Origin of the sequence: Delftia sp. SD018, assembly GCF_017355445.1 — a bacterium.
Lineage (GTDB): Bacteria > Pseudomonadota > Gammaproteobacteria > Burkholderiales > Burkholderiaceae_C > Comamonas > Comamonas acidovorans.
This window is the reverse complement of record NZ_JADDRN010000001.1, coordinates 428595-453903: the sequence shown is the minus strand read 5'-3', so window position 1 is coordinate 453903 and position 25309 is coordinate 428595. Positions and strand designations below refer to the sequence as shown.

Below are 25309 nucleotides of genomic sequence, written 5' to 3'. Positions count from 1 at the left end.
AGCGCCTGTTCACAGGCGCTTTTTTCGTTCAAGAGCGGGTGCCGGACTACCGCTTGTTCAAGCGCTGCGCCGCGCGCCAATGCGCGCCGGGCGCCACATGCACGGGCGCATCGATGGCGGCGGCCTCCACGCACAGCATCTGCCGCCACCCTTGTGGCGGCATGTCGGCCAGGCGGGCACACAGCGCAGGGCCGGGGTTCCAGACCACGGTCTCGCTCCAGGCGGCATCCTGCGAGATGCGCAAGCCTCCGGCAGGAACGGCCAGTTCCATGGTCTTCCCGGGCCGGGAGTAGACGCGATCGAGCTCTTCGCCAAAGCGCACGTCGCCTTGCTGCGTGGGATGGGTGTCGGCCACGGCATCCCAGTAGGACAGGCCGTCAAGGCCTTGCAGCCGGCATTGCTCCACGTCCGCCACGCGCAGGTAGCTGTGCAAGGCGGCAGTGAAGGCCAAAGGCGTGTCTCCCCGGTTGTGCACCACCAGCTCCACGTCAAGCCGGCCGGGCAACAGCGTGACCTCCAGCCAGGTCTCGAAGGAGTGCGGCCAGACGGCGCGCGTCTGCGGCGTGTCGGCGAGCTTGAGCCGCAGGAACAAGCCATCGCCGGCAAGAACCTCGGCCTGTGCTGCATCAGCCTGCCACGGCAGGGTGCGCGCAAAGCCGTGCTTGACCAGTGGGCCGCGTTGGTTGAATTGGGGAAAGCAGACCGGAATGCCGCCGCGTATGGGTGTGTGGCCGTCATGGGCGGCATGAGGGCTCAGGAACAGTTGCTCCTCGCCACCGGCCTGCCAGGACAGCAGTTGCGCGCCCTGCAAGGCCACCAGGGCGGTATCGCCGCAGGCCAGGCGCAGGCGGATGGCGGGCAGGCCCTGCCATGCATCAGCGCAGGCGCCGGGAGCTTGCGCGGCCGCAGGTAAAGCTGTTACTGCGGGAAAGGAAGATGTAACTTTCATGCTTGAATATAGCCTTTCCCCCGCTCAGCCCTCCTCTGTCATGCAACGCTCCCCCGCTCCCTCTCCTCTTGTCCTGCGACTCGGCATGCTCGCCCTGGCCGCCTCGGTGGCCTCCTGCGGCGGAGGCGGCGGTGGTGACAGCAACGCTGGCGGCGGCAATGGCGGTAATGGGGGTGATGGCGGCACCGGCCAGCCCGGAGTGACCTCGGTCACCGTGCAATGGACGGCCCCTGCCGCCAGGGATGTGGTGACTGCAGGCTCGGCACTGACCCTGCGCGCAGGTGTTCTGGCCGATGGCGTGAATGCCGCCGATGGAACCGTGGTGAGCTTCAGCGCAGCCACAGGCGTCAGCACCTCGGCGCTGACCAGCTCCGGCGTGGCAACGGCTTCGCTGACCGGCGCCACGCCGGGCCGCCAGCAGGTACAGGCCAGCGCCACCGTGGCAGGCCGCACGGGCAGCGCTTCCCAGACCTTCTATCTGCGTCCTGCCCCTGCACCGCTGCGGGTGCTGGTGCCCACGTATTTCTATCCCACCGGCTCGGGCGCCACGGCCTGGAATGCGCTGACGGCCAGCGCACAGGCAAATCCGACCGTGCAGATGACGGCCATCCTGAATCCGGCCAACGGCATTTTCAGTGGCCCGGACGCGAACATCACGCGCGCCGCCACCGCTTTTGCCAACGCGGGCGGGCAGCTGGTGGGCTATGTGAGCTCCAGCTATGGCACGGGCACGCGATCGCTGGCCAACATCCAGGCCAATATCGACAACTATTTCACGCACTACGGCGCAGGCCTGGTCAAGGGCTTCTTCATTGACGAGATGGCGGCCACCACCAACCGGCTGGACTTCTACCGCAGCATCTACCAGTACATCAAGGCCAAGAATCCCAACCTGATCGTGATCGGCAACCCGGGCCTCGTGCCCGTGGCCGGTTATGCCGATGTGGCCGATGTGCTGACCACGTTCGAGGGCAAGGGCTCCACCTACGCCACCTATGATCCGCGCACGACGAGTTTTGACTGGCTGTACGGGTTGCCCAACAGCCACCAGGCCTCGCTGGTGCACAACGTGTCGGGCTGCGCGGCCATGCAGACGGCCGTGCAGTCGGCCGCCTCGGCCCGCTACCAGGCGGGATGGATCTATGTGACCCAGCTGGAGTTCGAGCCCAGCACCGGCGTTGGCAACCCCTGGGCCGGGCTGCCGAACTACTGGGATGCCTTTGTGCAGACCGTGCGCGCCGCCAATGCCGGGCAGGCCATGCCCGCCTGCTCGTAAAGAAAGCCTGAATCCCTGGCGCTGAATGCAGCGCGGGCGCCTGTGAAGCACAGGCGCCCGCGGATACAGGGAAGGCGCAGGCCGTTCAGGCCCTGAGCTCGTCGGCGCGGGCCTGCGCCGCGGCGAAGTCAAGGTCGCCCGAGTAGATGGCGCGGCCGCAGATCACGCCTTCGATGCCTTCGTCCTCGACCTTGCACAGCGCTTCGATGTCGGCCATGCCCGCCAGGCCGCCCGAGGCGATGACGGGAATCTTCAGCGATTGGGCGAGATTGACGGTGGCGTCGATGTTGATGCCCGTGAGCATGCCGTCGCGGCCGATGTCGGTGTAGATGATGGACTCCACGCCCCAGTCCTCGAAGCGCTTGGCCACCGAGTGCACGTCCTGGCCCGTGAGCTTGCTCCAGCCGTCGATGGCCACCTTGCCGTCCTTGGCATCGAGCCCAACGATCACATGGCCGCCGAAGGCGCTGCAGGCGTCCTGCAGAAAGCCGGGGTTCTTCACGGCAGCGGTGCCGATGATCACGTAGCTGATGCCGGCGTCTATGTATTTCTCGATGGTGTCCAGGTCACGGATGCCGCCGCCGAGCTGCACCGGAATCCGGCCGTCCACCTCTTTGAGGATGGCCTTGATGGCCACCAGATTCTTGGGCTGGCCCGCAAACGCGCCATTGAGGTCCACCAGATGCAGGCGGCGTGCGCCGGCGTCGAGCCAGCGGCGGGCGATGATGGCCGGGTCTTCGCCGAACGTGGTCGACTGGTCCATATCACCCTGGATGAGGCGTACGCAGTGGCCGTCCTTGAGGTCGATGGCAGGAATGAGCAGCATGATGGTTTGCGAGCAATGAAGGCCTGGGATGCAGCGGCCGGTGCGGGGAGGGAAAGAGGGTTCAGGGCTTCCAGCCCAGAAAGTTGCGGAACAGGGCCAGGCCCTGGTCCGCGCTCTTTTCGGGGTGAAACTGGGTGGCGAAAATATTATCGCGTGCGATGGCGCAGGCAAAGCGCCCGCCGTAGTCGGCCTCTGCAGCGCAATGCTGGGGCTGCTGCACCACGGCGTAGAAACTGTGCACGAAGTAGTAGAAGCTGTCTTCGGGAATTCCACGCCACAGCGGGTGGGACTGCCCGGCATTGTGCTTCTGATGCACGCGGTTCCAGCCCATTTGCGGCACCTTGAAGCGGCTGCCGTCGGCCTGGACGCGGCCCGCCAGATCGAACTTGCGCACATTGCCGGGGATCAGGCCCAGACCAGGCACATCGCCCTCGTCGCTGTGGTCCAGCAGCATCTGCATGCCCACGCAGACGCCGAACAGGGGCTTGTTGGCAGCGGCATGCAGCACGGCGTCCTGCAGGCCGGATTCGCGCAGTTCGCGCATGCAGTCGGGCATGGCGCCCTGGCCCGGCAGCACGACCCGGTTGGCGGCCAGCACCACCTCGGGATCGGCGGTGACCACGACCTGCCAGCCGGAGTCGGCGGCGGCCGTGCGCACGGCCTGTGAAACCGAGCGCAGATTGCCCATGCCGTAATCGACGACGGCGACGGTGTTGTCAGTCAAACTCATAGCGTGTGGCGCGTGTTCGGTCGGATTTTCGGCTGGATTGCCCGGTCAGATCAAGCTCTGACCGGAGTCAATCGCTTCTCTTTACAGAGCGCCCTTGGTCGAGGGGATGACGCCAGCCATGCGCTCGTCATGCTCCAGCGCAAAGCGCAGGGCGCGTGCAAAGGCCTTGAAGATGGTCTCGCACTGGTGGTGGGCGTTGAAGCCCTTGAGATTGTCGATGTGCATGGTCACGCCCGCGTGGTTGACGAAGCCCTGGAAGAATTCGTAGACCAGCTGGGTGTCAAGTTGGCCGATGCTGCCGGCCGTGAATTTCACGTCCATGTGCAGGCCCGGGCGGCCCGAGAAATCGATGACCACGCGGCTCAGGGCCTCGTCCAGCGGCACATAGGCATGGCCGTAGCGGCGGATGCCCTTCTTGTCGCCCACGGCCTTGGCAAAGGCCTGGCCCAGGGTGATGCCGATGTCCTCCACCGTGTGGTGGCCGTCGATGTGCAGGTCGCCCTCGCAGTCGATATCGAGGTCGATCAGGCCATGGCGCGCGATCTGGTCGAGCATGTGGTCCAGAAAACCGATGCCCGAGCGCAGGCTGGCCTTGCCCGTGCCGTCCAGGTTGATGGCGACCTTGATCCGGGTCTCGGCGGTGTTGCGCTGCACTTCGGCGGTGCGTGCGGGAGCTGCATTGCTCATAGGGATTCCTTCAGGGCCGCCAGCATCTGGGCGTTTTCTTCGTGGGTGCCCACGGTCAGTCGCAGGCAGTTGGCCAGCAGCGGGTGCATGGCAGAGACATTCTTCACCAGCACGCCCCGGGCCTTCATCTCGGCCTGGGCATGCGCGGCATCGCGCACGCGCAGCAAGACCATGTTGGCCTCGGATGGCCAGATCTTTTCCACACCCGGCAGCGTGGCCAGCGCATCGATCAGCGGCTGGCGCTCGGCGCGGATGGCCACGGCCTGCTGCGCATACAGCGCCTCGTGCTCCAGCGCGAAGATGGCCGTCTCGCAGTTGAGCACGCTGATGTTGTAGGGCGGGCGCACCTTGTCGATCTCGCCGACGATGGCGGCCGGGCCGATCAGGTAGCCCAGGCGCGCGCCAGCCAGGCCGAACTTGCTGAGCGTGCGCATCAGCAGCACATGGGCGTTGCGGGCCGGGTCGGCGCGCATGTTCTCTGCCCAGCTGCGGCGGGCGAAGGGCTGGTAGGCCTCGTCCATGACGACCAGGCCGCCGATGGCGCCGACCGCGTCGATCACGGCCTGCACATCGGCCTCGGCCCAGAGCGTGGCCGTGGGATTGTTGGGATAGGCGATATAGGTGATGGCGGGGCGGTGCTCGGCAATGGCGGCGCGCATGGCGGGCACGTCCAGCTCGAAGTCGGCCGTCAGGTTGACGCCCACAAAGTCCAGGCCCTGCAGCCTGGCGCTCATGGGGTACATGACGAAGCCCGGCATGGGCGCCAGCATGGTGGCGCGGCCCTCGGCGTGGGGCTGGGCACAGGCCAGGGCCAGCAGCGTGATGATCTCGTCCGAGCCATTGCCCAGCAGCACGGCGCTGCCGGCCGGCGCCTGCGCGTAGCGGGCCAGCATGTCCTTGAGCACTTCCTGGCGCTCGCCAGGGTAGCGGTTGATCTCCAGCCGGCCCAGGCGCTCGCCCAGCGCGGCCTGCAGCTCGGGCGGCAGGCGGAAGGGGTTCTCCATCGTGTCCATCTTGAGCAGGCCTTGCGAGGGCTGCACATGGTAGGCATGCATGGAGCGGACATCGGCGCGGATGCGCTCCAGGGCCAGGGCCTGAACCTGCGGAATGGAAGCTGTCATGGCATGCACACTTTCACGAGTCAGTGGGGGAAGAAATCCATCAGCGAAGCCGCTCAGGCCTGCTGCTGCGGCGGCGCCTGGTGCAGCGGGTGCACCATGGCGACGCCGCCAAACTGGGTGCCGTGCGGCAGGTGCAGGGTCAGCATCTGCTCGCAGCCGCTGTGCTGGGCGCAGGCCACGGCCAGGCAATCGCCAAAGGCCAGCTGGTGGCGCGATTGCACCGCCCAGGCGGTTTCCAGCGTGGCGGCATCGGTCTTCCAGGGCGTCCAGGTCTGGTAGCGGCGGATGGCGGCGCGCGCATCGCCCTGCGGCAAAGGCTGGGCGGCCGTGGTGACCTGTTCATAGAACTCGCACAGCGACTGGCTGCCGGTGCGCCCGCTACGCGTGCGCCACAGCAGGTCCAGCCACTGCAGCACGGCGGCATGCAAGGCGCCCTGCCCCGTGTCTTCGGCAGCGACCAGCACGGAGGTATCGACGAAGACGGTGTTCATGCCTGGCCCTCGCGGCGCAGCGCGGCACTGCGCTGGGCGGGCTGTGCGGATGACGGCTGGCCGCCGTCCCAGCCGCGCTCGTCGGTGCGCCAGGCCAGGTAGGCGCGCTCGTAGGCGTCCTCGCGGCGCTGCATCTCTGCCATGAAGTCGCCCACCATGCGCGAGACGCTGGTGCCGCGGCGCGCGGCCTCGATGCGTGCCCATTCGAGCACGCTGTCTTCGACGGTGATGGTGAGGTTCTTCACAGGGCGCAAGTCTACACGAAATTCGTGCTCCACTGATTTCGTGTTTATCTTTGACACTCCTGATCCAGCGTTCAGGCAGCAAAAAGCGCCGCCCCTTTCGGTGACGGCGCCTTCGTCCAACAGGAAGCGAGCGTCTACTTCAAACGCATTTCGGCCGCACGCGCATGGCCTTGCAGGCCTTCGCCATGCGCCAGCACCGAGGCGATGCGACCCAGGGTCTGGGCGCCCTGCTCGCTGACCTCGATGAGGCTGGACCGCTTCTGGAAGTCATAGACCCCCAGCGGCGAGGAAAAGCGCGCCGTACCGCTGGTGGGCAGCACGTGGTTGGGGCCGGCGCAGTAGTCGCCCAGGCTCTCGCTGGTGTAGGCCCCCAGGAAGATGGCGCCTGCGTGGCGCAGCAGCGGCTCCCACTGGTGGGGATCGTTGCTGGAGACTTCCAGGTGCTCGGGCGCGATGCGGTTGCTGATGGCGCAGGCCTCCTGCATGTCGCGCGTGAGGATGAGGGCACCCCGGTCGCTCAGGCTCTTGGCGATGATGGCGCGCCGCGGCATCTCGGGCAGCAGGCGGTCGATCTCGCGCTGGACAGCGGCGATGTAGTCGGCATCGGGGCACAGCAGGATGCTTTGCGCCAGCTCGTCATGCTCGGCCTGGCTGAACAGGTCCATGGCCACCCAGTCGGGCGGCGTGCTGCCGTCGGCCAGCACCAGGATTTCGCTGGGGCCGGCAATCATGTCGATGCCCACGGTGCCGAACACCCGCTTCTTGGCGCTGGCCACATAGGCGTTGCCGGGGCCGGTGATCTTGTCCACCTTCGGGATGGTGGCCGTGCCGTAGGCCAGGGCCGCCACGGCCTGGGCACCGCCGATGGTGAAGCCGCGCGTGACGCCGGCCACATAGGCGGCGGCCAGCACCAGGGCATTCTTCTCGCCGCGTGGCGTGGGCACGACCATGATGATTTCCTGCACGCCAGCCACGTGGGCGGGAATGGCATTCATCAGCACGCTGGACGGATAGGCCGCCTTGCCGCCGGGCACATAGATGCCCACGCGGTCCAGCGGCGTGACCTTCTGGCCCAGCAAGGTGCCATCGGCGTCACGGTAGCTCCAGCTTTCGCCGCTGGCGCGCTTTTGTGCCTCGTGGTAGGTGCGCACGCGCTGGGCGGCGGCCGTCAGCGCATCGCGCTGCTCGTCGCCCAGGCTGTCGAAGGCGGCCTTGAGCTCGGCCTGCGTCAGCTCCAGCGCTGCCATGCCGTCCACCTGCAATCCGTCGAAGCGCGCCGTGTACTCCAGCACGGCCGCATCGCCACGCTTTTGCACATCGGCCAGGATGTCGGCCACGCGCTGCTCGATGGCCGCGTCCGTGTCTGCCGACCAATGCAGGCGCTGCGCAAAATCGTGTTCGAAGTTGGCGTCCGCAGTCGACAGGCGGGCAGGGGCAGCTACATATTCCATTGTGGTTTCCTTGGGGTCTAGCAGGCCGTCTCGCAGCCGTGCTTCAGTATCAAGAACAGGCGCGCGCCGTAGTAGCCGTCGCGCAGGGGCCAGTCCTGGTCGCGCAGCAGGGCCTCAGCGCTGGGCCACTTCTGATTGTCCTTGAGCGCTTCAATGGTGAAATCACCATTGTTCTGCCCGACAAAGAAGCGAAACCAGTGCAGGTCCTCGTCCTTGTCCAGCGCCTCGGCCTCGATCAAGGCGCGCAGGCGCTCAGTGATGCCTTCGGGCAGCGGGGCATCGTTGCGAAGATGCCAGGGGCCCGGATAGGCCTGCCATTGTCGGCCATGGGCCTGCCAGGCCTCGGCTGGCACGGCATCCTCATCGCGAGCCGTCCACAGGGCGGAGAGCATCACATGCAGGTCGCTGACAGCGAAGTGGCCGAATGCGTCGTGCATTCCCTGCAGGCCTTCACCCAGGCCCGTGAAATTCTCGATGATCTCGCGCCGGTCCGGCAGGCGGGCCACCACGGCCAGGGAACCGACCAGGGGATGGCTGGGGTAGGCACCGCGCCAATCAGCCAGCACGCCTGGTGCCTGGCCGCCAGGCAGCAGCCAGCCGTTGTATTCCTCGCAGGGCAGGCCATGCGCGGCGAAACACAGCGCAAGCGCCTCCTTCGCCGGATCGCCGGGCTCAGCCCCTGGGGCCATTTACCGCCTCGGCGAAGGCATCGATGATGTGGCGCAGCGGCTCGCGCTTGAGCTTGAGCGCCGCCTGGTTGACCACCAGGCGCGAGCTGATCTCCATGATGGGCTCGACCTCGACCAGGTCATTGGCCTTGAGCGTGTTGCCGGTGGACACCAAGTCGACGATGGCGTCGGCCATGCCGGTCAGCGGGGCCAGCTCCATGGAGCCGTAGAGCTTGACCATGTCCACGTGCACGCCCTTGGTGGCAAAGAAGTTGCGCGCGATTTCGGGGTACTTGGTGGCGATGCGCAGGCGGGCGCCCTGCTTGACGGCCAGCGCATAGTCGAAGCCGTTGCGCACGGCCACGCTGACGCGGCAGCGCGCGATCTTCAGGTCCAGGGGCTGGTACAGGCCCTGGGCACCATGCTCGATCAGCGAGTCCAGGCCGGCCACGCCGAGATCGGCGCCGCCGTACTGCACATAGACCGGCACGTCGGAGGCGCGCACCAGCACCACGCGCACGTCGCTCTTGTTGGTCTCGAAGATCAGCTTGCGCGACTTTTCAATGTCTTCGCTGACCGAGATGCCGGCAGCGGCCAGCAGCGGCACGGTTTCGTCGTAGATGCGGCCCTTGGACAGGGCAATCGTGATGGTCATTGGGAAACTCTTTCGATGTCGGCACCCAGGCCGCGCAGCTTGTCTTCCATGCGATCGTAGCCGCGGTCCAGATGATAGATGCGATCGACCAGGGTCTCGCCCTTGGCCACGAGGCCGGCGATGACCAGGCTGGCCGAAGCGCGCAGGTCGGTGGCCATGACGGCCGCGCCCGACAGCGACTGGCTGCCGGTGATGGTGGCAACGCGCCCGTCGGTGGTGATCTGCGCGCCCAGGCGCAGCATTTCATCCACGTGCATGAAGCGGTTCTCGAAGATGGTCTCGGTGACCATGCTGCAGCCTTCGGCCACCAGGTTCAGCGCCATGAACTGCGCCTGCATGTCGGTGGGAAAGCCCGGGTATTCGGTGGTGCGAAAGCTCTGGGCCTTGAGCTTGCCGGCCGCGCGCACGCGAATGCCGCCGTCCTCGGCGGACACCTCGGCGCCCGCATCCTTGAGCTTGTCGATGACGGCGCCCAGATGGTCGGCGCGGCCATTGCGCAGCAGCGCATTGCCGCCCGTGGCGGCCACGGCGCACAGAAAGGTGCCGGCCTCGATGCGGTCGGCCACCACCTGGTGCTCGCAGCCGCTCAGGCGCTCCACGCCCTGGATGACGATGCGGCCGGTGCCATGGCCTTCGATTCTTGCGCCCATCTTGATGAGCATTTCGGCCAGGTCGCCGATCTCGGGCTCCATGGCGGCGTTTTCCAGCACGGTCTCGCCTTCGGCCAGCACGGCGGCCATCAGGAAGTTCTCGGTGCCCGTGACGGTCACCATGTCGGTGGTGATGCGGGCGCCCTGCAGGCGCTTGAGATGCCCGGGCAGGCACGCGTGCATGTAGCCGTTCTCGACCACGATCTCGGCGCCCATGGCCTGCAGGCCCTTGATGTGCTGGTCCACGGGGCGCGAGCCGATGGCGCAGCCGCCGGGCAGCGACACGCGGGCCTGGCCGAATCGGGCCAGCAGCGGGCCCAGGGCCAGGACCGAGGCGCGCATGGTCTTGACCAGTTCGTAGGGTGCCTCGGGGTTGGACAGAGAGCCGGCGTTGATGCGCACGGTGCCGCTGTCATCGTGCTCGGCACTGACACCCATGTTGCGGATGAGCTTGAGCATGGTGGCCACGTCCTGCAGGCGCGGCACGTTGCGCAGGATGACGGGCTCGGACGACAGCAGCGCGGCGCACAGCTCGGGCAAGGCGGCATTCTTGGCGCCGGAGACCGTCACCTCGCCATGCAGCGCTCGGCCACCGCGAATCAGGAGTTTGTCCATGGCTGACAGCCTTGAATCTGGAAATCGGGGAAAAGAAGATGCCGCACGGGCCGTGGCGACCGGTGCAGCAGGAGTCTGAAGTACCTGACCGCTGGCTCAGGCCTGGCCGCCGGCCTGGGCAGCCCACTCGGCGGGCGTATAGGTCTTCATGGACAGGGCATGGACCTCGTCGGTGTGCATGCGCTGGCCCAGCGTGGCGTAGATCAGGCGCTGGCGCTGCAGCAGTCGCTGGCCCTCGAATTGGGCCGAGACGATGGTGGCAAACCAGTGCCGTCCATCACCTTCCAGCGCAATGTGTTCGCAAGGCAGGCCGGTGGCGATCAGTTCCTTGAGTTGGTCTGCAGTCATGGGGGAAGCTTTCCTGCCATGCATCGTGGCATGGCCTTGGTTGGCGGCGGCGCCGGGCACCGGCCGCCTGTTCATGGGTGGATTCAACAATGCGGGCACAGCGCCCGCCGCAGCCTGTGGAAAAACCTCAGCCGCGGATCTTGTAGCCGATGCGCAGCAGGTGCACGGCCAGGGCGCTCACCGCCAGCCAGGCCGAGCCTACGATGGCCAGGCTGACCCAGGGCGACACGTCGCTCTGGCCGAAGAAGCCGTAGCGGAAACCGTCGATCATGTAGAAAAACGGGTTCAGATGGCTGACTTTTTGCCAAAAAGGCGGCAGCGACTGGATGGAATAGAAGACGCCCGACAGGAACGTCATGGGCATGATCAGGAAGTTCTGGAAGGCCGCCATCTGGTCGAACTTGTCCGCCCACAGGCCGGCGATCACGCCCAGCGTGCCCAGCAGCGCCGCGCCCAGCAGGCCGAAGACCAGAATCCACAGCGGCGCCGTGAATTCGGGAATGGCGAAGTACAGCGTGACGATGAAAACGCCCACGCCCACCAGCAGCCCACGCAGCACCGAAGCGCCCACGTAGGCGCCAAACCACGCCCAGTGCGACAGCGGCGTGAGCAGCACGAAGACCATGGAGCCCATGATCTTGCTCTGCACCAGGCTGGAGGAGCTGTTGGCGAAGGCGTTCTGCAACACGCTCATCATCACCAGGCCGGGGATCAGGAAGGCCGTGTAGCTGATGCGGTCGTAGACCAGCACCCGGCCTTCGAGCACATGGCCGAAGATCAGCAGATAGAGCACGGCCGTGAGCACGGGTGCGGCCACGGTCTGGAAGCTGACCTTCCAGAAACGCAGCACTTCCTTCTTGAGCAGGGTCTGCCAGCCGTTCATGCCGAGGCTCCCTGCGAGGTCTGGCCTTGCTCGTTCATCACGTGGATGAAGACATCCTCCAGATCGGCACGGCGGATTTCCACGTCCTCGGGGACGACGAAGCCCTCGCGCAGTGCGGCGAGCAGGCGCTCCACATCGCTGGCGTCGTTGGCAGGTATCTGCACGATGCGGCCGGTCACACGTGCCCGCGCGGCCAGGGCCGGCGGCAAGGCGGTATCGGTCTTGAACTGCAGCACGTTGGAGGAGGCGGACTTGAGCAGATCCGACATGGTCGAGAGCTTGACGATGTTGCCCTGCTTGAGCATGGCCACGCGGCTGCACAGCGCCTCAGCCTCTTCCAGGTAATGGGTGGTGAGCAGCACGGTATGGCCTTCGCGGTTCAGACGCGCGATGAAATGCCACAGCGTCTGGCGCAGCTCCACGTCCACGCCGGCCGTGGGCTCGTCCAGCACGATGATGGGCGGCTTGTGCACCAGGGCCTGGGCCACCAGCACGCGGCGCTTCATGCCGCCGGACAGCTGGCGCATGTTGGAGTTGGCCTTGTCGGTCAGCCCCAGGCTGTGCAGCAGCTCGTCGATCCAGTCGTCATTGTTCTTGACGCCGAAATAGCCGGACTGAAAGCGCAGCGCCTCGCGCACATTGAAGAAGGGATCGAAGACCAGCTCCTGCGGCACGATGCCCAGCTTGCGCCGGGCAGCCGAGTAGTCGGCATGCACGTCGCTGCCCTGGACCAGCACGCGGCCGCTGGTGGCGCGCGACAGGCCGGCCAGGATGCTGATCATCGTGGTCTTGCCAGCGCCATTGGGACCGAGCAGGCCGAAGAACTCGCCCTCCTCGATGTCCAGACTCACGTGGTTGAGCGCCTGGAAGGCCCCCTTGGGGGTCTGGTAGGTCTTGGAGATGGATTGGAATGAGACGGCAGACATGCGAGGCGCGATTCTAGGCCCTTGCAGCCAAACCTGCCTTGCAGGGCTCTTTGCAGCGGCGCGCTGCGCCGGCTCAGGAGGGGGAGGATGCGTCTGTCAGCAGCCCGTCGACGCCGTACAGCGCCGCCATGGACTGCAGGCCCTGCGGCAGGCCCACGACCACCAATTGCTTGTCTGCCGCCTTCGCGGTGCGGCGGCAGGCCAGCAGCACGGCCAGGGCGGCCGAGTCGAAGACCTCGACGCCGCTGGCATCGACGCGCACCTGGGCGCCATTGAAGGCCTGCACCTGGGGCTGCAGCTGCACAAGGCAGCTGCGCGCCTGGCGGTAGGTCAGTTCACGGGGGAGCTGCAACATGGCGCGTGCGTCAGCGGCTGTCAGCCCTTGGAGGGCGGCGTGGCCGGCATCTTGCTGCGCGTGGCCAGGGTCTCGATCAGGCCGTCGATGCCGCGGGCATTGATTTCCTGGCTGAACTGGTTGCGGTAGGTTTCCACCAGCCACACGCCCAGCACGTTCAGGTTGTAGATCTTCCAGCCGTCGCCGGACTTTTCAAGGCGGTAGTCCAGCTGCACGGGCTCGCCGCGGCCCAGCACTTCGGTGCGTACCAGCACATCGATGTCGCCGGGCGCAGCACGCACCGGCTTGACATTGATGGTCTGGTTGCTGACCTGGGTCAGCGCGCCCGAATAGGTGCGGATCAGCAGGGCCTTGAACTCGGTCTCCAGCTTCTCGCGCTGTGCAGGCGTGGCCTGGCGCCAGGCCGGGCCCACCGAAGCCGAGGTCATGCGGCGGAAATTCACATAGGGCATGACCTTGTCATTGACCAGCGCATTGACCTTGGAGACATCGCCCTCGCGCAGCGAGGGGTCCTTCTTGATGGTTTCCAGCACGTCGGTGGAGACACGCTTGATCAGCGCATCAGGGGTTTCGTCGGCCGCGTGGACGGGCAGCGCAGCGCCCCAGGTTCCCATGGCCAGCACGGCTGCCGCGGCAGCGCTCCAGGCACGTCGATTGATCATCACTCTTCCTTTCCCAGCAGGGCCTCAATGCCCCGGACCGGGTTGATATTGCACATTTTTCCGGCCGCGCCGTGTCAGGCGCGGACCGTTTTTCATCTCGGGATGTTACGAACTGCTTACTTTGCGCCGTCTTCGGGCGGCAGTTTGCCGGCATCTTCGTCGTAGTCCTCGATGCGGCCGTCATCGCCGGACTTGCCACGCCGCAGGTTCAGGTAGACGTCACGCGTCAGGCTATAGCGGTCAAGGGCGACGGAGTCCAGCGTGTCCGAGGCATTGAGCAGGCGTGCACGCGTATCCACCAGTCGCAGCACATACAGGCTGTTGCGCACCGGGATGTCGTTGATCGCCGTCAGGGGGTTGCCCCAGGCATCCACAGGCAGAGCCGCCGTGTCACGCACCGTGGACGGGCCGAGCAGCGGCAGCACCAGGTACGGTCCCGTGGGCACGCCCCAGCGGCCCAGCGTCTGGCCGAAGTCCTGCTTTTGGCGCTCGATGCCGGCCTCGCTGGCGATGTCGAGCAGGCCACCCAGGCCGAAGACCGTGTTCACCGAGAAGCGCACCATGGAGTTGTAGGCACCCTCGGCCTGGCCCTGCAGCGCGTTGTTCACGAACGACCAGGCATCGCTCAGGTTGGAGAAGAAGTTGCTCACCCCATCGCGCGCCAGGCGCGGCGTGACATCGCGGTAGGCCGTGGCCACCGGCTTCAGGACGGCGCGGTCCAGCCCGTCATTGAACGAGTACATGCTGCGGTTGAACGGCTCGAACGGATCCTGGGGGTTGCGTGCCTCGCCCGGGGCGGTGGCGCAGCCGGCGAGCAGCGAAGCGGCGGCAAGCGTGCCGAGCATGGCTGCGCGCTGCCAGGAGGCTGCCTGGGCGGCAGGGCGACCCGCGGTCGCCTGTTCATGGTGGTTGGTTGTCATTCTTTGCCTCCTGCACCGGAGCTGCCACCCTGCTCGGCCTTGCCGTAGAGGAACTGTCCGATCAGATTTTCCAGCACAACGGCCGACTGGGTTGCGACGACGCGGTCGCCATCCTTGAGATTGTGGTCATCTGCACCGGCTTCGATGCCGATGTACTGGTCGCCGAGCAGGCCGCTGGTCAGGATCTTCAGGGAGCTGTCCTTGGGAAACGCATAGCGGTTTTCCAGGGCCATGGTCACGCTGGCCTGAAAGACCTTGTCGTCGAAGGTGATGGATTCCACGCGGCCCACGACAACGCCCGCGCTGCGCACGGCTGCCTTGGGCTTGAGTCCGCCGATGTTGTCGAAGCGCGCGGTCAGCGTATAGGTCTTCTGGAAGTTCAGGCTCAGCAGGTTGGCCGACTGCAGCGCCAGGAACACCAGCGCCGCAGCGCCGATCAGCACGAACAGTCCGACCCAGACATCACTCTTGGATTGCTGCATGGTTTGTTTTTCCTTGATTTGCGAGAGGTGGCACCGGTGCCGGGTCAAAGGCTGAACATCGTTGCCGTGAGCAGGAAGTCCAGCCCCAGCACGGCCAGCGAGGCCATCACCACCGTGCGCGTGGTCGCGCGGGACACGCCTTCGGGCGTGGGCTTGGCTGCATAGCCTTGCAGCAGCGCAATGAACGTCACCGCCACGCCGAACACCAGGCTCTTGAGAACGCCGTTGCCCAGGTCATACCACCAGTCCACGCCGTTTTGCATCTGGCCCCAGAAGGCGCCGCCATCGACGCCGATCATGACCACGCCCACCAGCCAGCCGCCGAGCACGCCGACGGCACTGAAAACGGCCGCCAGCAGCGGCATGGCGATCAGGCCGGCCACGAAGCGCGGCGCCAGGATGCGGCGCACCGGGTCCACGGCCATCATCTCCATGGCCGACAACTGCTCGCCGGCCTTCATCAGGCCGATCTCGGCCGTCAGCGCCGTGCCGGCACGCCCGGCAAACAGCAGCGCCGTGACGACGGGGCCGAGTTCGCGCACCAGCGACAGCGCCACCAGCAGGCCCAGCGCCTCGGCCGAGCCGTAGCGCTGCAGGGTGTAGTAGCCCTGCAGGCCCAGCACGAAACCGACGAACAGGCCGGATACGCCGATGATGGCCAGCGAATAGTTGCCCAGGAAATGGATCTGGTCGCCGATCAGCCGCGGGCGGCCCAGCGCAGGCCCCATGAGGGCGAGCAGGCGGCCGAACAGGCGCGTGCCCATGCCCAGCTGCGTCAGCTGTTGGCGTACCGCCGCGCCGATGCGTGCGGGATGCAGCCGGTTCATGCGTGCCTCCTGCCGTTGCTCTTGCCGGAGCTTGCGGGGTTGCCGAAATCTTCCTCGGCGCTCACGCCGGGGTAGTGGAAAGGCACGGGACCGGTGGCCCGTGCGTGGATGAACTGCTGCACCAGCGGGTCGGGATTGGCCCGCACCTCATCTGGCGAGCCCTGGGCGGCGACGCCGCCGTTGCCCAGGATGACCACATGGTCGGCCACGTGGAAGGTTTCCTCCACGTCATGGGACACCAGGATGGAGGTCAGTCCCATGGCGTCGTTGAGTTCGCGGATCAGCTGGGCGGCCGTGCCCAGGGAGATGGGGTCCAGCCCGGCGAAGGGCTCGTCGTACATGATCAGTTCGGGGTCCAGCGCAATGGCCCGCGCCAGCGCCACGCGGCGGGCCATGCCGCCCGAGATCTCGCTGGGCATGAGGTCGCGCGCACCGCGCAGGCCCACGGCATGCAGCTTCATGAGCACGATGTCGCGGACCAATTCGTCGGGGAGATCGGTGTGCTCGCGCAGCGGGAAGGCCACGTTGTCAAACACGCTCATGTCGGTGAACAGCGCGCCGAACTGGAACAGCATGCCCATGCGCCGGCGCGCGGCGTACAGGCCTGCGGCGTCCATGGTGGTGACGTCCTTGCCATCGAACAATACCTGCCCCTGCTGGGCATGCTGCTGGCCGCCGATCAGGCGAAGCACCGTGGTCTTGCCGCCGCCCGACGCCCCCATCAGGGCCGTGACCTTGCCGCGCGGCACCTGCAGCGACAGGTCGCGCAGGATCACACGTTCGCCATAGCCGAAGGTGACGTTGCGCAACTCCACGAAAGAGGCGGTTGGGATCATGCTGTGGTGCGGTCGATAAATGTTCGCAGGCAAGCCCGCTATTGTGCAGACAGGTGCCGATGCCTGCTCATCACCCCCCGAGATAAACATACATCCGTGTATGTTTCTCAAAAAGTCATGGCAGAAAACGCCATAAAAAAAAGAGCATGCTTCGCTTGCTACACAAGCGTTGCACGCTCTCTGGACCTGGGGAAAGTCCGGACTGGACAGATGTTTTTTTACAACATGTTCTGCAGAAATGCCTGGGTCCGGGCGTGCTGCGGCGCTGCAAAAAAGGCTTCCGCCGGGCCTTGCTCGACGATCTCGCCCTTGTCCATGAAGATCACGCGATTGGCCACCTCGCGGGCAAAGCCCATCTCGTGGGTCACGACCAGCATGGTCATGTGCTCCTGGGCCAGCTCGCGCATGGTGCGCAGCACTTCACCGGTCAGCTCCGGGTCCAGCGCGGAGGTGGGCTCGTCGAACAGCAGGATGTCCGGCTCCATGGCCAGTGCCCGGGCGATGGCCACGCGCTGCTTTTGCCCGCCCGACAGGCGGTTGGGATAGGCATCGCGCTTTTCCAGCAGGCCCACCTTGTGGAGCAGCGCCTCGGCCTTGGGCACGATCTGTTCGCGCTTGAGGCCCTTGACGACGATCGGCGCCTCGATGATGTTCTCCAGCACCGTGAGGTGCGGGAACAGGTTGAAGGACTGGAACACCATGCCCATCTTGCGGCCGATCTGGCGGATCTGCGCCTCGGGCACGTAGTGGGCACGGCCGTCCGCGCCGCTGTCCACCAGCACCTCGCCCTCGACGGCGACACGGCCGCTGTCAATGGTTTCCAGGTGGTTGAGGCAGCGCAGGAACGTGCTTTTGCCCGATCCCGAAGGACCGATGACGGCCACCACCTCGCCGCGCGCCAGCTCCAGCGAAACGCCGCGCAGCACCGGCACACCGCCAAAGCCCTTGCAGATGTTCTGCGCCGAGATCATGGTCTCGGGCGCGTTATCACGCGTCGTATTTGGCATGGCGTTTTTCTAGGTATTGGAAGATCCAGGTCAGCACCAGCGTCATGACCAGATAGAAGCCTGCGGCCACCACGAAGGGCGTGATGGTGAAGTCGCGCTGCACGATGCCGCGCGCGGCGCGCAACAGGTCATTCAGGGCCAGCACGTAGATCAGCGAGGTGTCCTTGACCAGGGTGATGGTCTCGTTGCTCACAGGCGGGATGATGCGCGCCCACATCTGCGGCAGGATGATGCGGCGCATGGTCTGGCCGTAGCTCATGCCCAGCACCTTGGCACCCTCGTACTGGCCGCGGTCCACGGACTGGATGCCCGCGCGGAAGATTTCGGCGAAGTAGGCGGCGTAGTTCAGCGCGAAGGCGACGACGGCGGCAGGGAAATCGGGCAGGCGCACGCCGATCACGGGCACGAAGGGCAGCGCGAAGTAGATGAACAGCATCTGCAGCATCAGCGGCGTGCCGCGCATCAGCCAGATGTAGCCGCCTACCAGCCGGCTCAGGGCGGGAAAGCGGGAGATGCGCATCAGCGCCAGCGACAGTCCCAGGGGGATGGACAGCGCCAGGGTGATGACGAAGAGCTTGAGGGTGACCAGGGCGCCGGCGGACAGCGGCCCCATGAGCGAGATTACATATTCCATCGAATGGCCTCAGTGCGGTGCGCGGCCCCGCCGGCATCGGCAGGATCCGGGCAGCCACGGGCGCGTGCGTCCCAGAACGCAAAAGACCGGCAATGCCAGGCTGGCCTTGCCGGTCGCATGGTGTGCCGGATTTACTTGATGATGTCCTTGCCGAACCACTTGGAGGCGATTTCGGCGGCCTTGCCGTCCTTCTTCATCTCGGCCAGCGCGGCTTCGAGCTTGCCCAGAACTTCGGTGTCTTCCTTGCGCAGGCCCACGCCGTAGTCCTCGGTGCCGAAGTTGTCCTCGAGCACCAGGTACTCGCCAGCCTTCTTGGCCACGTGGAAGCGCCCCACGACCTCGTCGACCACGACGGCGTCCAGGCGGCCGGCCGACAGGTCCATCAGCGCGGTGATGTTGTCGCCGAAGGTCTTCAGGTCCTTGAAGCTGGCGGCCACGGCGGCGTCCTTCTTGATGGCGTCCACGGCCGAGCTGCCATCCTGCGCGCCCACGACCTTGCCTGCCAAGCCGGCCTTGTCCTTGATGTCGGAGTTGGCGCGCACGATGATGATCTGGTGGTTCTCCATGTAGGGCGCGGTGAAGGCGATGTTCTTCTTGCGCTCTTCGGTGATGGTCAGGCCGTTCCACAGCGCGTCGACGCGCTTGCCGACCAGCTCGGCCTCCTTGGCGCTCCAGTCGATGGGCTTGAAGTCCACTTCCACGTTCATGCGCTTGGCGGCTTCACGCGCCATGTCGATGTCGAAGCCGACGATCTCGTTCTTGTCGTCACGAAAGCCCATGGGGGGGAAGTTGTCGTCCAGGCCGATCACCAACTTGGTCATGGCTGCCGGCACGGGGGCGGCAACCGGCGCGGCGGCGGTCGATGCGGACTCGTTCTTGCCGCAGGCTGCCAGCAGTGCAGACAGGGCCACCATGGCCAAGAGGGTGCGTTTTTTCATGGCTTAAAGCTTTGGAGTGGAAAAAGCGAAAGGCGGCGGCCGCTGCACGCAAGGTGCGCAATCGTTGTAATGAATGGTTCCTCGGCGGAACCTTTGTCTCGGTTGGGTACCGGCGCCGAATCCCGTATTGTCGCGCAGACCGGCGCCCCCCGCCAACACGCTGGATCAAGACCGTGCAAATCGGCAAATGGCGAGAGATGCCTGCCGGTCACTGCAGCATGAAGGTCTTGTATTCGAGCCGGTTGAGCTCGCGCGAGAGCAGGTACAGCCCCACGCACAGCGTCACCAGCATGGCCAGGCAAAAGCCGTAGCCATAGAACGCGGCGCCCAGCGCCAGCGAGATGCCCGTGAAGGCAATGTTCAGCGCCACCAGCAGCAGGCAGAGCATGAACACGATGCGCCGCTCGTCCAGGTAGAAGAACACGTTGAGCACGGCCATCACACCCACCTGCAAGCCGGCGCCCACCACCTGCACGTGCAGCAGCGGCAGGTACAGCTGGGAGATGCCCAGCAACTGCAGGATGGCCGGCCCGGCCACCAGGGTGACGAGGACGGCCAGCGTCTGCACCTTGGCGATCTCGCCCAGGCCCGCCTGGATGGCGTAGACCATCTCGTTGCGCATGGACTCGATGTATTCCAGCGATCCGCCGCCGCGCACGGCGTCGAAGAACTTGTCGTAGTACTCGACGAAGTCGGTCTCGATGCGCACCAGGAACACCGCCATGCCCGGAATGATGGACAGGTAGGACAGGAACACCGGCAGGTCGTAGATCAGCGAGGCCCTGAGTCCGCCGATGATCTGCTGCGAGGTCGGCGGGTAGTACCAGAACATGAACTTGTCGATCCAGATGCCCAGGTTGTAGAGCACGCCGATGCCGATCAGCGCCGGAAAGATCAGCGAGCGCTGCGTGAAGTCAAAGGCGATCCAGCGCTGCTGCAGCGGAAAGCTGCGCAGCACGATCATCCACATGCCGGCCAGCAGCAGCACGTGGCCGATCACGAAGCTGGCCAACAGCCCTTCCAGCCCCCAGTAGCGCAGCGGCAGCGCCAGCAGCACGATGAGCAGGTAGGTGGCGCCGAACAGCCCGGCAATGGCCCGGTAGTGCTTGAGGCCCGACAGCAGCACGGTCATGACCCAGACCACGCACATCAGCGTGAAGCCGGCCAGCATCAGCACGCGGTACAGCAGGCCCTGGCCCGGCAGCACCACGAACAGCGCCAGCGTGCCCAGCGCGCTGGCAGTGGCCACGACCACCAGCAGCAGGCCATGCAGGTTGGGCAGGATGCTCTCGTCCTTCTTGAGGAACAGCTGGTCCGACACAAAGCGCGTGAAGGCCAGCTGCGCCGCCCCGGTCAGGATCAGGCTGCTGGCCACCAGGTAGGTCACCGAGGTCTGGAACTGCGTGACCAGCAGCGGCGGCGCCACCACGCTGACGCTGAACACCCCCACCAGCAGGATGCCGATGATGGAGAACACCCACGGCCCCGAGCCGATGACACCCGCATAGGCGTAGGCCTGGAGCACGCTGGTCAGCGTGTTCTTGCGCAGCAGGTGGCGCAGTTCGAATCCAATGCCGGCCATCAGTGTTTTTCCTCGGACTGTTGCAGCGCCCTGTCGTAGACCTGCCTGTAGCGCTCGAACAGCAGCCGGTCGGAGTAGTAGCGCTCCACGCGCGCAATCCCGGCCGCGCTGGCGGCCTGCCACTGCGCGGGCGAGCTCAGCAGCTCCAGGCAGGCGTCGGCCAGCGCCTCGGGGTTGGCAATGCCGACCACGCGCCCGCACGAGCCCAGGGCCTGGTCTTGCGGCTCCAGCCCGTCGATGAGCTGGCGGCAGGAGCCCACGTCGGTGCTGACCACGGGCACGCCTGCGGCCTGGGCTTCGAGAATCACCAGGGGCAGCGCCTCGCTGATGGAAGACAGCACGACCACGCCCACCTTGGGCAGCAGCTCCTCCACCTTCTGCATGCCCAGAAATCGGACGTTGGCCTGCAGGCCCAGGCTGTCCACGAGGTTCTGGCATTCCTCGGCATAGGCCGGGTCCTCGGCCGTGGGGCCGGCCACCCAGGCCTGGGCCTGGGGCATCCGGTTGACCACGCGGCGCATGGCGCGGATGAAGGTCTTGATGTCCTTGATGGGCACCACGCGGCCGATCAGGCACAGCACGGGCGGCGTCTCGGCGGGCCGCTGGGTGCGCAGCGGCGCAAAGCGTTCTATGCGGATGCCGTTGGGGATGCTGACCGTACGCTCGGCGGCCGCGCCATCGGCCACCTGGCGCAGGCGGTTGTTCTCGTACAGCGCAATGATGGGATCGGCCGCGCCATAGCAAAAGCGCCCCATCCAGTCGAAAAACCGTATCCACATCTGCCGGAAGAACGACACCTCCATGGGGTCGCGCTGGAAGATGTTGCGGTTGTCGCGGATCCAGGAGCTTTGCAGCAGGTCGATCTGGCGCTCTTTGGTGTAGATGCCATGCTCGGACAGCACCAGCGGCAGGCCGCGCGCATGGTGCAGCAGGCCGCCCAGAAATCCCGCATAGCCGGTCGAGACGGTATGCAGCACGCGCACCGGGATCAGCCCATGGGCGATGCGCGCCATCAGCCACAGCGGCTGCAGCATGATGCGCACGGTCCAGAAGAAGTCCACGAACGACGGGTCGGTGCAGTGGCGCCGGTAGCTGTCGCGGATCAGGTCCCAGGCGAATTCGCTGTGCAGGAAATCCTCCAGCGGCAGGCTGCCGCCGGGCTGCAGCTCCAGCGCAATGGAGCGCATGGCCGCCAGCACCTTGGCCCGGCTTTCGGCACTGCCGTCGTGCGCCTCCAGCGCGCCCAGGAATTCCTGGGCCTTGGCCAAGGCTTCGGGATGGCCGCGCGAAGGGGCGGGCTGGATATTGGAGTGCAGCGCGTCAAACAGGTAGTGCTGCTCGAAGTGCACCACGTTGGGCGGCAGTGCGTAGCGGAAATCGCCATAGTCCTCGCGCCGGCTGCCCAGGAAGACGATGGCAAAGCGGTGCTCGGGATAGGCCTGCAGGATCTGGTTGACCCAGCTGGACACACCACCGCTGACATAGGGAAAAGTGCCTTCCAGCAGCAGCGCGATGTCTGCATTGGCCGCCGTGGGGAACTGGCTCGCACGGCTCATGAGGCACTCCAGTAGCGGATGCTGGGCTTCAGGCGCGGCAGGGCTTGCTCGATGTCCAGCGAACGCATCAGGGCCTGCGCCTTGGAGAATTCGCGCCGATCGAACAGCAGCTCGGCCTGGTAGGGCACGACGCGCGCCGGCTCCATGCCCAGCGCCAGCGAGCGCTCATAGCAGGCCAGCGACTCCACCGCCCTGCCCTGCATGTGCAGCAGCCGGCCACGGCGCAGCAGCAGCAAGGCGTTGTCGGGCCGCTGAGCGAGCACCAGGTCGCAGTAGTGCAGGGATTGCTTGATGGCGTGGTCGCGCACATCGCCCTGCGCCACGCCCTGGTAGACCAGCTCCGCGTACAGGTCGGTGAGCGCCCGAGCCGCTTGCAGGCCACGCGGCCCGTAGGGCGCATCGCCCTCGGACTGGCGGGCATGCTCGAACAGCTGCAGCTCCTGGTGGATGGTCTTGCTGATCTCGCGCTCCTTGGCGTCCAGCATGCTGTAGGCCAGCAGGCGCAGGTCTTCGCTGGAATCGCCCAGCGCCGTGCGCAGCATGGGCGAGGCAATGCGCCCCGGCACGCTGCCCAGCGCCACCATGGCCCGCATGCGCGAGGCGACCGGCACATTGGGATTGGCCAGGAAGGACTGCAGGCCCGCCTGGCGGCGGCTGGTGCTGGCCTGCTGGTGCGGGTCGAAATCAGGCAGCGGCATCACCGGGAAACGCGGGCCGCCACGCGGGCCGCGCTGGGTGTGCAGCGCAATGGTGGCGACCACGGCGCCCAGGATGCCGGCCACCGGCACGGCATAGGCAAACAGCCCCATCAGCGCCACCAGGGCCAGGCGCTGGCGCACCGACTTGGCCGAGGTGGCCAGGAAGGGCGCCAGGCACAGCGCCAGCAGGCCGCTGGCCAGCCCGTGGGCCGTGAGATAGCCCAGCAGGGCCGCGTCCGACTGGCTGCGCAGCAGCCACAGGCTGCTCCAGGAAGCGATCTCCGCGGCCAGCGCGCCCAGGGCCAGCTTGAGGTTAAGCATGGCCCTGCCCCATCTGATGGAGCCGCTCCAGCACGCTGCTGGCCGAGCAGCGGTCCAGCAAGATGGTGCGCGGGAAGATGCCCGCATCGGCCAGCGAGGCCACGCCGCGCTGGGCCAGCCAGCCCTCGATGCGGTTCAGGTAGCCCTCGGCCGTGGCGTTGGTGCCCAGCGGCATGAAGATGGCCAGCAGCTGCCGGCCATCGCTTTCCTGCAGCCAGGAGCGGTCCAGCATGCGCTCCAGCCGCATGATCTGCTGGGCCATCTGGGCCTGCACAGCCGAGGGCGACAGCTCCAGCGCCACCACCACGCTGCTCAGGCGCGCGCTGCGGTTCACATGCTCCATGCGCTGCAGCTCGAACGCGAAATGCGGCGGGCAATCGGGATAGGCCTGCAGCAGCGGCGCAGCCAGGCTGTTGGCGGCCACGCTGTCCGTGTAGTAGCCCAGCAGCAGGTTGATGGTCTGCAGCGCCTCTTCCTGCAGTGCGAAGAAAGGCATTTCCTCGACCAGCAGCAGGCCGTAGATCTCGCCCTCCAGGTCCAGCATGGGCGCCACGACGATGTACTGCGTCTGCTGGCCCTCCGCCATGCTTTGCGAGACATGGCACAGCACATGGCTGTCCAGCGCCTGGCGCACCAGCGGATCGTGGACATGGATGGGCCGCTCGCCCCCCAGCTGGGCAATGGGCGTGGGGTCCAGCACCTCATTGCGCACGGGCACCAGGCTGGCCACGCTGATCTGGCTGAAGCGCGACAGCAGGTTGAGCAGACTTTGCGCATCGCCCTCGGCGCCACTGAGGCCGCTGAGCACGTTGATGGCATCGCGCATGGACACGGGACGGCCTATGAGCTCCTGCTCCAGCCGGTCATGCGACAGGCGCAGCAGGTAATGCTGGCGGATCAGCTGCTCGGTGCGCTGGTCCATGTAGTTCTGCGCCGTGCGCGCGCGGCGTATGCGTGCGCGCCAGAGGCTGGAGATCTCGCCCACGACCATGACCAGGATCAGGCCGCCCAGAAAGTACTGTTCCGGGAACAGCGACAGATCGCGCTGGTTGACGCCCAGCCAGGCCAGCAGCAGCACGCCGGCCGCCGACAGGCCGGCCACCGGCCCGTAGCGCAGGGCCACCACCACGGGCGCCAGCCAGGCCCAGGGGAACTCGGACTCCACCCACAGGGGGTTGTCCGGGTTGGCCCACATGCCGATCAAAACGGCCAGCACCGGCAGCAGCAGCGTCTCGCCCACCACCACCCAGGGTTTGGCGCTCGTCTGCACGAGCAGGCCCAGCGGCGAGCCTCTGAATTCCGCGGCAATGCCGGCGCGGCGCGGTGCGGCGGAATGCGGTGCCGCCTTGGGCGTGCTGGCTTGGTCTGGCATGAAGAGTCGTTCCCTGGATGCGCTTATCGGGCGTTGGCCAGGCCTGTGCCCAGCAGGTTGCGGATCAGCTTCTGGCCCACGGCGGCCAGGGCCTCGCGGCTCCAGCCGCTTTGCGCGCCCGCGCCGCTCCACACGGTGGCGCCGGTGCCCACGTCCACGATCTCCAAGGTCACGCCCACGGCCGGCTCGCCATCCACGCCCACCTTGTAGCGCCATTCGTCCACCGCGCCCGTCAGCGCATAGCGCACGCCTTCGCCGCGCGCCCAGGCCAGGGCGTCGTCGCGGCGCTTGGCTTCGCGGCCGTCGAACAGGGTTTCCTGCAGTGCATCGCCCGTGTAGCGCTTGACCTGGCCCACGCCACGCGCATTGATCAGCGCCGTGGCAATGGCGGCGGCGCGGTTGCCGGCCATGGGCGTTTCGGTGTGGTTCTCGAAGGGCAGCACCGCCCAGCTGGCGTTCGTCTCCAGCGCGGGCGCCGTGCCCCGGTCGATGGTCGAGCAGGCAGACAGCAGGCCGACAAGGGCAATACCCGTGAGCACGCGAAGGCGGGAGGCGAAAGTGGTGCGGTGTGTCATGGAGAGGCTCCTTGAAGTCTTCG

The 25309-nt window shown here is 66.4% G+C and carries 29 protein-coding genes; 1 reads left to right on the top strand and 28 read right to left on the bottom strand.

What is annotated here, in order from left to right:
* Nucleotides 1-46: 46 nt before the first annotated feature.
* The gene (locus INR38_RS02045) at nucleotides 47-949 is read right to left on the bottom strand and encodes a D-hexose-6-phosphate mutarotase (RefSeq protein ID WP_207441761.1); all 903 of its coding nucleotides are present in this window, start codon (nucleotides 947-949) and stop codon (nucleotides 47-49) included.
* Between the two features lie 85 nt (nucleotides 950-1034).
* Between INR38_RS02045 and INR38_RS02040 the strand changes: the two genes are divergently transcribed.
* The gene (locus tag INR38_RS02040) at nucleotides 1035-2225 is read left to right on the top strand and encodes a spherulation-specific family 4 protein (protein ID WP_207441759.1); all 1191 of its coding nucleotides are present in this window, start codon (nucleotides 1035-1037) and stop codon (nucleotides 2223-2225) included.
* A gap of 85 nt (nucleotides 2226-2310) precedes the next feature.
* Here INR38_RS02040 and hisA read toward each other — a convergent pair whose 3' ends face one another.
* From hisA to INR38_RS01905, 27 genes are all read right to left on the bottom strand, one after another.
* Nucleotides 2311-3051 (bottom strand): 1-(5-phosphoribosyl)-5-[(5-phosphoribosylamino)methylideneamino]imidazole-4-carboxamide isomerase, encoded by a 741-nt coding sequence (hisA, locus tag INR38_RS02035; protein WP_012207316.1) that lies wholly within the window; start codon nucleotides 3049-3051, stop codon nucleotides 2311-2313.
* Nucleotides 3052-3112: 61 nt separating this feature from the next.
* Nucleotides 3113-3781 carry an imidazole glycerol phosphate synthase subunit HisH gene (hisH, locus tag INR38_RS02030; RefSeq protein WP_207441758.1) on the bottom strand — a complete coding sequence of 223 codons (669 nt, stop codon included), beginning with the start codon at nucleotides 3779-3781 and terminating at the stop codon, nucleotides 3113-3115.
* A gap of 81 nt (nucleotides 3782-3862) precedes the next feature.
* Nucleotides 3863-4468 (bottom strand): imidazoleglycerol-phosphate dehydratase HisB, encoded by a 606-nt coding sequence (gene hisB / locus INR38_RS02025; RefSeq protein ID WP_012207318.1) that lies wholly within the window; start codon nucleotides 4466-4468, stop codon nucleotides 3863-3865.
* On the bottom strand, nucleotides 4465-5589 hold the full coding sequence (hisC, locus tag INR38_RS02020; RefSeq protein ID WP_207441757.1) for a histidinol-phosphate transaminase: 1125 nt from the start codon (nucleotides 5587-5589) through the stop codon (nucleotides 4465-4467). Before hisC ends, hisB begins: the two co-directional genes overlap by 4 nt.
* A gap of 53 nt (nucleotides 5590-5642) precedes the next feature.
* Nucleotides 5643-6080, bottom strand: coding sequence for a PIN domain-containing protein (locus INR38_RS02015; protein WP_012207320.1), 438 nt, complete (start codon nucleotides 6078-6080; stop codon nucleotides 5643-5645).
* Nucleotides 6077-6325: a DUF6364 family protein gene (locus INR38_RS02010; protein ID WP_043782827.1), complete on the bottom strand. Its 249-nt coding sequence runs from the start codon at nucleotides 6323-6325 to the stop codon at nucleotides 6077-6079. The genes INR38_RS02015 and INR38_RS02010 overlap by 4 nt, the downstream gene beginning before the upstream one ends.
* 134 nt (nucleotides 6326-6459) lie before the next feature.
* Entirely contained in the window at nucleotides 6460-7776 is a 1317-nt protein-coding gene (gene hisD / locus INR38_RS02005) for a histidinol dehydrogenase (protein ID WP_013800800.1), read from the bottom strand.
* Between the two features lie 17 nt (nucleotides 7777-7793).
* Complete coding sequence (locus INR38_RS02000; protein WP_207441756.1) at nucleotides 7794-8465, bottom strand: DUF6348 family protein; 672 nt, start codon at nucleotides 8463-8465, stop codon at nucleotides 7794-7796.
* The gene (gene hisG, locus INR38_RS01995; RefSeq protein WP_012207324.1) at nucleotides 8449-9099 is read right to left on the bottom strand and encodes an ATP phosphoribosyltransferase; all 651 of its coding nucleotides are present in this window, start codon (nucleotides 9097-9099) and stop codon (nucleotides 8449-8451) included. Before hisG ends, INR38_RS02000 begins: the two co-directional genes overlap by 17 nt.
* Nucleotides 9096-10364: a UDP-N-acetylglucosamine 1-carboxyvinyltransferase gene (murA, locus tag INR38_RS01990; protein WP_207441753.1), complete on the bottom strand. Its 1269-nt coding sequence runs from the start codon at nucleotides 10362-10364 to the stop codon at nucleotides 9096-9098. The genes hisG and murA overlap by 4 nt, the downstream gene beginning before the upstream one ends.
* A 96-nt stretch (nucleotides 10365-10460) precedes the next feature.
* The gene (locus tag INR38_RS01985; RefSeq protein ID WP_207441744.1) at nucleotides 10461-10712 is read right to left on the bottom strand and encodes a BolA family protein; all 252 of its coding nucleotides are present in this window, start codon (nucleotides 10710-10712) and stop codon (nucleotides 10461-10463) included.
* A 127-nt stretch (nucleotides 10713-10839) separates the two neighbouring features.
* Complete coding sequence (locus INR38_RS01980) at nucleotides 10840-11595, bottom strand: ABC transporter permease (protein WP_012207327.1); 756 nt, start codon at nucleotides 11593-11595, stop codon at nucleotides 10840-10842.
* On the bottom strand, nucleotides 11592-12521 hold the full coding sequence (locus INR38_RS01975) for an ABC transporter ATP-binding protein (RefSeq protein WP_207441741.1): 930 nt from the start codon (nucleotides 12519-12521) through the stop codon (nucleotides 11592-11594). The genes INR38_RS01980 and INR38_RS01975 overlap by 4 nt, the downstream gene beginning before the upstream one ends.
* 73 nt (nucleotides 12522-12594) lie before the next feature.
* Nucleotides 12595-12876, bottom strand: coding sequence for an STAS domain-containing protein (locus tag INR38_RS01970; protein WP_097201451.1), 282 nt, complete (start codon nucleotides 12874-12876; stop codon nucleotides 12595-12597).
* Between the two features lie 20 nt (nucleotides 12877-12896).
* Nucleotides 12897-13538, bottom strand: coding sequence for an ABC transporter substrate-binding protein (locus INR38_RS01965; RefSeq protein WP_065345575.1), 642 nt, complete (start codon nucleotides 13536-13538; stop codon nucleotides 12897-12899).
* A gap of 116 nt (nucleotides 13539-13654) precedes the next feature.
* Nucleotides 13655-14458, bottom strand: coding sequence for a VacJ family lipoprotein (locus tag INR38_RS01960; protein ID WP_013800795.1), 804 nt, complete (start codon nucleotides 14456-14458; stop codon nucleotides 13655-13657).
* Nucleotides 14455-14940 carry an outer membrane lipid asymmetry maintenance protein MlaD gene (mlaD, locus tag INR38_RS01955; protein ID WP_012207332.1) on the bottom strand — a complete coding sequence of 162 codons (486 nt, stop codon included), beginning with the start codon at nucleotides 14938-14940 and terminating at the stop codon, nucleotides 14455-14457. The genes INR38_RS01960 and mlaD overlap by 4 nt, the downstream gene beginning before the upstream one ends.
* Nucleotides 14941-14984: 44 nt before the next feature.
* On the bottom strand, nucleotides 14985-15767 hold the full coding sequence (gene mlaE, locus INR38_RS01950; RefSeq protein WP_097201450.1) for a lipid asymmetry maintenance ABC transporter permease subunit MlaE: 783 nt from the start codon (nucleotides 15765-15767) through the stop codon (nucleotides 14985-14987).
* On the bottom strand, nucleotides 15764-16603 hold the full coding sequence (locus INR38_RS01945) for an ABC transporter ATP-binding protein (RefSeq protein WP_013800794.1): 840 nt from the start codon (nucleotides 16601-16603) through the stop codon (nucleotides 15764-15766). The genes mlaE and INR38_RS01945 overlap by 4 nt, the downstream gene beginning before the upstream one ends.
* Before the next feature lie 218 nt (nucleotides 16604-16821).
* Nucleotides 16822-17574: an amino acid ABC transporter ATP-binding protein gene (locus tag INR38_RS01940; protein WP_034347627.1), complete on the bottom strand. Its 753-nt coding sequence runs from the start codon at nucleotides 17572-17574 to the stop codon at nucleotides 16822-16824.
* Nucleotides 17575-17590: 16 nt separating this feature from the next.
* Complete coding sequence (locus INR38_RS01935) at nucleotides 17591-18244, bottom strand: amino acid ABC transporter permease (RefSeq protein ID WP_012207336.1); 654 nt, start codon at nucleotides 18242-18244, stop codon at nucleotides 17591-17593.
* Nucleotides 18245-18375: 131 nt separating this feature from the next.
* Nucleotides 18376-19182 (bottom strand): amino acid ABC transporter substrate-binding protein, encoded by an 807-nt coding sequence (locus tag INR38_RS01930; protein ID WP_012207337.1) that lies wholly within the window; start codon nucleotides 19180-19182, stop codon nucleotides 18376-18378.
* A gap of 208 nt (nucleotides 19183-19390) precedes the next feature.
* Complete coding sequence (gene pelG / locus INR38_RS01925; protein ID WP_012207338.1) at nucleotides 19391-20764, bottom strand: exopolysaccharide Pel transporter PelG; 1374 nt, start codon at nucleotides 20762-20764, stop codon at nucleotides 19391-19393.
* Nucleotides 20764-22320: a GT4 family glycosyltransferase PelF gene (gene pelF / locus INR38_RS01920; protein ID WP_207441739.1), complete on the bottom strand. Its 1557-nt coding sequence runs from the start codon at nucleotides 22318-22320 to the stop codon at nucleotides 20764-20766. The genes pelG and pelF overlap by 1 nt, the downstream gene beginning before the upstream one ends.
* A complete protein-coding gene (locus INR38_RS01915; RefSeq protein ID WP_065345571.1) occupies nucleotides 22317-23339 on the bottom strand; it encodes a hypothetical protein in 1023 nt (340 codons plus the stop codon). The genes pelF and INR38_RS01915 overlap by 4 nt, the downstream gene beginning before the upstream one ends.
* Nucleotides 23332-24711 carry a PelD GGDEF domain-containing protein gene (locus INR38_RS01910; RefSeq protein WP_099732867.1) on the bottom strand — a complete coding sequence of 460 codons (1380 nt, stop codon included), beginning with the start codon at nucleotides 24709-24711 and terminating at the stop codon, nucleotides 23332-23334. Before INR38_RS01910 ends, INR38_RS01915 begins: the two co-directional genes overlap by 8 nt.
* 23 nt (nucleotides 24712-24734) lie before the next feature.
* Complete coding sequence (locus INR38_RS01905; protein WP_043822266.1) at nucleotides 24735-25286, bottom strand: transporter; 552 nt, start codon at nucleotides 25284-25286, stop codon at nucleotides 24735-24737.
* Nucleotides 25287-25309 lie beyond the last annotated feature (23 nt).

Coding starts and splice junctions, on each gene's coding strand:
- hisA (WP_012207316.1), bottom strand. CDS start 3,051: ATGCTGCTCATTCCTGCCATCGACCTCAAGGACGGCCACTGCGTACGC.
- pelF (WP_207441739.1), bottom strand. CDS start 22,320: ATGAGCCGTGCGAGCCAGTTCCCCACGGCGGCCAATGCAGACATCGCG.
- INR38_RS01930 (WP_012207337.1), bottom strand. CDS start 19,182: ATGAAAAAACGCACCCTCTTGGCCATGGTGGCCCTGTCTGCACTGCTG.
- INR38_RS02000 (WP_207441756.1), bottom strand. CDS start 8,465: ATGGCCCCAGGGGCTGAGCCCGGCGATCCGGCGAAGGAGGCGCTTGCG.
- mlaE (WP_097201450.1), bottom strand. CDS start 15,767: ATGAACCGGCTGCATCCCGCACGCATCGGCGCGGCGGTACGCCAACAG.
- INR38_RS01945 (WP_013800794.1), bottom strand. CDS start 16,603: ATGATCCCAACCGCCTCTTTCGTGGAGTTGCGCAACGTCACCTTCGGC.
- INR38_RS01965 (WP_065345575.1), bottom strand. CDS start 13,538: ATGATCAATCGACGTGCCTGGAGCGCTGCCGCGGCAGCCGTGCTGGCC.
- hisC (WP_207441757.1), bottom strand. CDS start 5,589: ATGACAGCTTCCATTCCGCAGGTTCAGGCCCTGGCCCTGGAGCGCATC.
- hisD (WP_013800800.1), bottom strand. CDS start 7,776: ATGGAATATGTAGCTGCCCCTGCCCGCCTGTCGACTGCGGACGCCAAC.
- hisB (WP_012207318.1), bottom strand. CDS start 4,468: ATGAGCAATGCAGCTCCCGCACGCACCGCCGAAGTGCAGCGCAACACC.
- INR38_RS01905 (WP_043822266.1), bottom strand. CDS start 25,286: ATGACACACCGCACCACTTTCGCCTCCCGCCTTCGCGTGCTCACGGGT.
- INR38_RS01935 (WP_012207336.1), bottom strand. CDS start 18,244: ATGGAATATGTAATCTCGCTCATGGGGCCGCTGTCCGCCGGCGCCCTG.
- murA (WP_207441753.1), bottom strand. CDS start 10,364: ATGGACAAACTCCTGATTCGCGGTGGCCGAGCGCTGCATGGCGAGGTG.
- INR38_RS01960 (WP_013800795.1), bottom strand. CDS start 14,458: ATGACAACCAACCACCATGAACAGGCGACCGCGGGTCGCCCTGCCGCC.
- INR38_RS01975 (WP_207441741.1), bottom strand. CDS start 12,521: ATGTCTGCCGTCTCATTCCAATCCATCTCCAAGACCTACCAGACCCCC.
- INR38_RS01910 (WP_099732867.1), bottom strand. CDS start 24,711: ATGCCAGACCAAGCCAGCACGCCCAAGGCGGCACCGCATTCCGCCGCA.
- INR38_RS01980 (WP_012207327.1), bottom strand. CDS start 11,595: ATGAACGGCTGGCAGACCCTGCTCAAGAAGGAAGTGCTGCGTTTCTGG.
- INR38_RS01970 (WP_097201451.1), bottom strand. CDS start 12,876: ATGTTGCAGCTCCCCCGTGAACTGACCTACCGCCAGGCGCGCAGCTGC.
- INR38_RS02015 (WP_012207320.1), bottom strand. CDS start 6,080: ATGAACACCGTCTTCGTCGATACCTCCGTGCTGGTCGCTGCCGAAGAC.
- INR38_RS02040 (WP_207441759.1), top strand. CDS start 1,035: ATGCTCGCCCTGGCCGCCTCGGTGGCCTCCTGCGGCGGAGGCGGCGGT.
- INR38_RS01985 (WP_207441744.1), bottom strand. CDS start 10,712: ATGACTGCAGACCAACTCAAGGAACTGATCGCCACCGGCCTGCCTTGC.
- INR38_RS02045 (WP_207441761.1), bottom strand. CDS start 949: ATGAAAGTTACATCTTCCTTTCCCGCAGTAACAGCTTTACCTGCGGCC.
- hisH (WP_207441758.1), bottom strand. CDS start 3,781: ATGAGTTTGACTGACAACACCGTCGCCGTCGTCGATTACGGCATGGGC.
- INR38_RS01915 (WP_065345571.1), bottom strand. CDS start 23,339: ATGCTTAACCTCAAGCTGGCCCTGGGCGCGCTGGCCGCGGAGATCGCT.
- INR38_RS01940 (WP_034347627.1), bottom strand. CDS start 17,574: ATGATCTCGGCGCAGAACATCTGCAAGGGCTTTGGCGGTGTGCCGGTG.
- hisG (WP_012207324.1), bottom strand. CDS start 9,099: ATGACCATCACGATTGCCCTGTCCAAGGGCCGCATCTACGACGAAACC.
- pelG (WP_012207338.1), bottom strand. CDS start 20,764: ATGGCCGGCATTGGATTCGAACTGCGCCACCTGCTGCGCAAGAACACG.
- mlaD (WP_012207332.1), bottom strand. CDS start 14,940: ATGCAGCAATCCAAGAGTGATGTCTGGGTCGGACTGTTCGTGCTGATC.